This is a genomic window from Acinetobacter lactucae, assembly GCF_013344765.1.
In the GTDB taxonomy this organism is placed as follows: Bacteria; Pseudomonadota; Gammaproteobacteria; order Pseudomonadales; family Moraxellaceae; genus Acinetobacter; species Acinetobacter lactucae_A.
Map to the genome: position 1 here is coordinate 1 of NZ_JABVBF010000208.1, position 5,318 is coordinate 5,318.

Annotated in this window: 8 protein-coding genes; all 8 read left to right on the forward strand. The window is 41.1% G+C overall.

Translation table 11 applies throughout. The features are described 5' to 3' along the window. The first annotated feature begins 502 nt into the window (after positions 1-502). The 8 genes from HUN22_RS15425 to HUN22_RS15460 all read left to right on the forward strand — a co-directional run bounded on the left by HUN22_RS15425 (position 503) and on the right by HUN22_RS15460 (position 4,952). The gene (locus tag HUN22_RS15425) at positions 503-763 is read left to right on the forward strand and encodes a hypothetical protein (protein ID WP_174731138.1); all 261 of its coding nucleotides are present in this window, start codon (positions 503-505) and stop codon (positions 761-763) included. Positions 764-867: 104 nt separating this feature from the next. Beyond that, the gene (locus HUN22_RS15430) at positions 868-1,014 is read left to right on the forward strand and encodes a hypothetical protein (RefSeq protein WP_000682270.1); all 147 of its coding nucleotides are present in this window, start codon (positions 868-870) and stop codon (positions 1,012-1,014) included. Between the two features lie 12 nt (positions 1,015-1,026). Then, positions 1,027-2,097, forward strand: a complete 1,071-nt coding sequence (locus HUN22_RS15435; protein WP_174731141.1) for a molecular chaperone DnaJ — start codon at positions 1,027-1,029, stop codon at positions 2,095-2,097. Between the two features lie 3 nt (positions 2,098-2,100). Then, positions 2,101-2,349, forward strand: coding sequence for a hypothetical protein (locus tag HUN22_RS15440; protein ID WP_174731144.1), 249 nt, complete (start codon positions 2,101-2,103; stop codon positions 2,347-2,349). 89 nt (positions 2,350-2,438) lie between these two features. Further along, positions 2,439-3,053, forward strand: a complete 615-nt coding sequence (locus HUN22_RS15445) for a hypothetical protein (protein WP_438839290.1) — start codon at positions 2,439-2,441, stop codon at positions 3,051-3,053. A 26-nt stretch (positions 3,054-3,079) separates the two neighbouring features. Then, positions 3,080-3,493, forward strand: coding sequence for a hypothetical protein (locus HUN22_RS15450; protein WP_174731148.1), 414 nt, complete (start codon positions 3,080-3,082; stop codon positions 3,491-3,493). 81 nt (positions 3,494-3,574) lie between these two features. Further along, positions 3,575-3,868: a hypothetical protein gene (locus HUN22_RS15455; RefSeq protein WP_174731151.1), complete on the forward strand. Its 294-nt coding sequence runs from the start codon at positions 3,575-3,577 to the stop codon at positions 3,866-3,868. A 46-nt stretch (positions 3,869-3,914) separates the two neighbouring features. After that, complete coding sequence (locus tag HUN22_RS15460; RefSeq protein WP_174731154.1) at positions 3,915-4,952, forward strand: DUF932 domain-containing protein; 1,038 nt, start codon at positions 3,915-3,917, stop codon at positions 4,950-4,952. Positions 4,953-5,318: the final 366 nt, after the last annotated feature.

Consider the following 5,318-nt stretch of genomic DNA (forward strand, 5'->3'; position numbering starts at 1 on the left):
GTAGTTTTATTATCTGAATGAAAATTATAATGATCTAGTGCTTATCATCCTTATAGAATATTGACACTTTAAAGGTTGCACATTATCCTTTGCATGCTGGCCTACATTGCCAGTCGGTTTTGACGGACCGTATCTCAGAGCATTAAAAGATCTTTCTTTTAGTGTTTAGCCCCTCGTGCCCCCCTTCTAAGGTGGAACGGGAGGGGGGACACCCTTTGGGTGTGCTGGCCTCTGAGACCAGTCCGTCAACCCCTCTTTCGTTCTGCCACCATAATTCTCTAATGCTTTGGCAGAACTCCCAAAATAAAGGAGTTGGCTATGCATATTCTTTTTATACCGCCTGATTAGTTTTAATAGGGTTTGATGAACGTCTAGTTCCTTAAGCTTTAGTTTTTTCGTCTAAAAATTTAACTTTAAAAAATGTCATGTGAGATACACCGTGGCAGGGCTTTGTATTGCCTAAAAAAGCCTAAGCTCCATGACCTTGTCACTGGATATAACGATGAAAAATAAAATTTTGATGGGTGTGGTGGGTGTCAGTGTCCTAATTTTAAATGGCTGTTCTTCCCAGTTTGAAAAGGGTGTCAAGCAAGGCTGTTACAACATGGGTGGCAGTCGTAGCTATTGTTCCTGTGTCTACGACAAGTTCGAAGAACACTATGGTCGCAAAGTCATGCGCCAGATTGAACGTATGAGCTATCTCCCGAATGACCTAGACCGTGTGATGTATCAGTCAGGTCAGCAGTGCGTACATAAACTTTAATAATAGATATTTAAAGCCTTAAGCAAATCATTGAAGCACTCATTTCCTGTTGCCTGTTCGGGCAACGGGAAGGGTTTATGCAACTCAATTTAGGAATATTGATCATGAAACATCCATTTTTTACATTCTATTTCACTATCGTGATTGGTTACTGGCTGTATTGCATTTGGGAATATCCGGGGCAATCCGGAGCTTATTTACTTGGTGGAGCTTTAGTGTGGCCCGCTGCACTTATACGCTGGTTCTTCTAGGGGAAAAGTATCATGTCGACACGTATAAATGACCTGATCCAGCAAAGTCAGTGGGTGCCTTTATTAAGAAGTAATGACAACATTTATTTTGCCCCAGTCATTCCTAATAAGAAGCTGCAAGGTGCCATGACCTACCTACCTCATAGTGTAAATCCTGATGAAGTTTTGATGCTGATTGATGACACGGTATTCGGCAGTGCCAAGGTCGGGATGTGCCTCACCGTAAAGGGGCTCTTCTATAAAGCCAGTTTTGAAGATGAGCAGGTTTATCTGTTTGAACACATGCAGCGGGTGGATGCAGATATTGGAATGATCACGAGTTCTATTTTGATCAACGGTCAGGATGAGCTGAACTTTACCCAATTGGATAAAGGTGTTGTAAAAACCCTAGTCGCATTCCTAAATGAATGTTGTCAGGGCAGACAAGGAACTCATCAGACGACTGTAAATATTGATAAAGGTATGCAAATCATGATTGATCTATTTGCTTACTTTATTACCTTCAGTGCAGGACAATGGAATGCCCGATCAAAAGAAGCGGTATCCGATCATTTTACCAAGTTGAATGATGAGGCAGTGAATCAGTATGTTGAGAAACTACTGAATGCACAGATGCGCTTCGATTATGAAGACCTGTTGCATCGTCTGGCAGACCTGAAGGATAAGCTGGCTTATAACTTCCGTAGGGACATGATTGAACAACTAGTCTATGCCATGGCACTGGGTCAAGTTGAACAGGACCAAGCTGACCTTTTCATGACCCATCTGTGCCGTTTATCCAACGTCTCTCGGGTAGTCTTTCCAGACCTCGTCAAAATTATCTATCAATGTCTGGCCGGGGAAATGAATCAGAAAAAAGTTTCTGATTTGAGTCACGAACAATTACAGGCATGTCAACTTCTTGAGATTCAGCCCGAACTATTGAATGAGCAAACCCTTCAAGATGCCTACCGGAAAAAGATGGCAGACTTTCACCCCGATAAATACCAGACCTTACCTGAGTCAGTACAGCAGCTCATTGAACAACAGGCACAGCAGATCAATCAGGCCAGAACTGTATTAAAAGCCTATTTGGGAGTGTAGCTGATGAAGATCAATACCCAACGGTTGAAACGGCGCTGGAAATGGTACACGGCTTATGCAGTGATTTTTATGCTGTCATTTGCATTGTTTTATGCCTATGACCATGCTCAGGATGAACAAACCGAACAGATGCTTGAATCGGTTCGCAGCCATTCGGTCAGTCCTGATAATACAGCAGTGACAAGCATTAATGCAGGAGATGAAGTCCCTGCTTTTAATCAAGCTGATCTCAATCAGGAAAATCATAAATAAAGAAATTTTAAATACATATTACCCAAATGAGAGAACTACCGAATTGCTCTCATTAATGAAGCAAATTCATGAAACCGAAAGGGGGAAGCATGATGACAACACAACCTAAGAACATCCAGACTTTTATGATTGGCGTTTTATCTACACTCGTTGTGGTACTTGCAGGATGGGTTGGCTATGACAAGTTTTTAAAGCCTCAATCAGAAACAACGGTTACGGCATCTGTTTCTGAACCTGCTACCTCTGAAGCTGTGATTCAGGCAAGCAGTGAGCCTGTATTAGAAATGCAGGCAAAAGAAGCAAATTCTACTAAGAAATCAATTGAAAATACTAAAGGTAAAGCCCTTGGTCATGGGTTATATACAACCAATATGGATAGTGGTAAATGCATCACTTCAGATAAAGTATCTTGTGGCTTATTTGAAGTGAATCAGCTTCCTAAAGAATGGGAAGATACTCTTGAGGAGACATGGGAAAGTAACACTGACTATTGGTTCTCTATTACTGATGGCAATAAGGTAACTTCACTTCCATCAAATTGGACAGGCTGGCAAGTGATGAAATATGGCCCAGAACAGAAATATGTTTTAGCAATATTCTACAGTGCGAACACGAATACTGGTGAATGTCTACTCATGCAAACGATATTTGACATTAAAACCAAACAAACCATCGACAGTGCTGAACTGACCTGTACTTTGTAATCCATTAAGAAATAGAAAGTGATCAAATGAAAAAACTATTTCTAGGATTTGGGTTAGCAGTAATCAGTATTTCAGCATATGCAGTGGATCTTAAGTCCCATGAAATACCTGCATATTTAGTAGAACAGGCAGGATATTCCGGCCCAGTAACTTGTACTTATAAGACTGTTTTAGTTAATGGAACCCGAAGAACATTTAAAGCATCAATGTTTAATGAGTGTGAACAGGTTTTAGCACTGAGTAGTGTTGGCCCAAGTGCTTATACCACCGTGGCACGGATTCCTTATACAACCAATAGCACGTTTATCAATTTCATTGGTGTAAAGCCTCGAAAATATGGAGGTATTTATGTCCCGGGGCGAAGTGATCCTTGTCACCCAAGTTTAAGTTACATACCCCGAGCTGTTGCTGACTGTAAAAACAAACGGCGTGGTCAGTAAACAATAAAATTTAACTAAGACAAAAAGAGCCTGCGAATCCGCAGGCTCTTTTATTTTGTCCAGTATTTAAGGAAGAAGTACATGCACCAGTGTCCTTACTGTCATTCACTACACATCACATTACTGCGCCAGACGGAGCCCAGTTCAGGCGTATTTACAAAGCTTTCATCATTCTCACCGATGTCTCTGGCGGCAGCCTGTATGCAGTTATCAAAACGTAGTCCCGTTCATCCTTTGGTGGGTGGTTTTGTGGGCTTAGTTATCGGTGGCATGTTTCTGCTCTACGTGCAGCACCAAGACAATATGGTCACATTGTTTTACCAGTGTGAGCAATGTCTGGAGCATTTTGAAATCCAGCAATCAGGCTTCGCGTAATTCTCATCCTTCACCGTATTTAAATTACTTAATAGGAAAAACAATCATGGCACATCAAATAGAAGCAATGGCATTCGTTGGTCAAACCCCTTGGCATGGTCTGGGCAATCAACTCCCACCAAATCAGCCGATAGAAGTGTGGGCACAACAAGCAGGTATGGACTGGCGAATAGAATCATCTAATGTCAGTTATATGGCAAAAAATGAACGGGGACAAAACATTTTGATGCCTTATGAAGAGCAACGGGTGCTTTATCGCTCAGATACGCATGCACCGTTATCGGTAGTGAGCCAACGCTATCAGGAGGTACAACCCAAAGAGATTCTAGAGTTCTACCGAGACCTGACCGAACAATCTAGTTTTGAGCTGGAAACAGCAGGAGTACTTAAGGGTGGGCGTAAGTTTTGGGCATTGGCAAGAACAGGACAGTCGGCAGCATTAAAAAGTAAGGATGTCAGTAATGGCTACATCTTGTTGGCAACAGCATGTGATGGAACACTAGCCACCACGGCACAATTTACCTCGATTCGTGTGGTGTGTAACAACACTCTGGCGATTGCTCTACGTGGTCAGAATAGTAGTGCAGGTGTGGTGAAGGTGCCACACAGTACTAAGTTTGATGCCGAGAAAATCAAGCAGCAATTGGGTATTTCGGTTCGTGCATGGGATGAACACATGTATGAAATGAAGCAACTCAGCCAACGTAAAGTCACCCAGCAGGAAGCAGCAGCTTACTTCGATGCCGTGTTTAATAATACAACTTTGAGTGTCACAGACCAAGAAGAAAGTATTATTCAGTATTATCTTAAAGCAGCATCAATGGACAAAAAATCAAACTCTAAATCTGAACCAAATGGACGAGCAATGTCTAAAGCTATGGAAATGTTCAATGGGCATGGACGTGGGGCCGAATTAGTATCAGCCAAAGATACAGCTTATGGATTACTTTGTAGTATTACTGAATTTGTAGATCATGAACGCCGTGCCATGAGTCGAGATCATCGATTGAATTCAGCTTGGTTTGGGATGGGGGCTACGATTAAGCAGAGAGGACTGGAACAGGCATTAAGAATAATAGCTTAAGTTATTAGCTTAAGCAGTATGAATATGCTGAGACTATTGGATGTTTACCTTTGCTCTTTTCCCTCTGAGGTGGCTTTTTATTCCCTTAAAAAAATATAGAGATAAATTTTAGTAATAAGGTTTATATATTATTAAAATTTTAATTGGAGGATTGAAAAACATTTATTTGTCTTCATTTATAAGTTTGAATAGATAACGATTAAGGAAGGCGATATGCCATATTAAATCGAACAACTGGGCGAACAACATTTTCGGTTAAAAATGAATAATCAGATAGCTTTTGACCATCTGGTTAGTAGAGTGAAAGATGATTTTGGATATTCATTTACTCAGGGGCTTGGATTACATGAACCTACAACAGAAAAT